General features: G+C 72.5%; 1 pseudogene. It reads left to right on the top strand.

Features of this window, described 5'->3' with window-relative positions:
• Positions 1-448: pseudogene (locus IH44_RS0140130) on the top strand (5'-methylthioadenosine phosphorylase); the annotation flags it as partial.

The raw sequence follows: 448 nt of genomic DNA, 5'->3' as shown, positions 1-448 counted from the left end.
TGCCGGACCAGTTCGTCGATCGGACGTCGGGGCGGGTGCAGACCTATTACGACGGTCGGGTGCTGCCGGACGGTTCGGTGCCGGAGGTGGTGCACGTGTCGATGGCCGACCCGTACTGCCCGCGGGGGCGCGCGGTGGCGTTGGCGGCGGCGCGGGGCCTGGCCTGGGAGCCGGTGGACGGGGGCACGCTGGTGGTGGTCGAGGGCCCACGCTTCTCCACCCGGGCGGAGTCGCGCTGGTTCACCGCCAACGGCTGGTCGGTGGTCGGAATGACCGGGCACCCGGAGGCGGTGCTGGCCCGCGAACTCGGCCTCTGCTACACCTCCCTGGCCCTGGTCACCGACCTGGACGCGGGCGTCGAGACCGGCGAGGGCGTCACCCACGCCGAAGTCCTGGAAGTCTTCGCCCGCAACGTCGACCGCCTGCGCACCGTCCTGTTCAAAGCCCT

It is taken from the genome of Kitasatospora sp. NRRL B-11411 (assembly GCF_000721345.1).
GTDB lineage: Bacteria > Actinomycetota > Actinomycetes > Streptomycetales > Streptomycetaceae > Kitasatospora > Kitasatospora cineracea.
The sequence above is the reverse complement of the archived record's forward strand: the minus strand, read 5'-3'. Positions and strand labels throughout refer to the sequence as shown.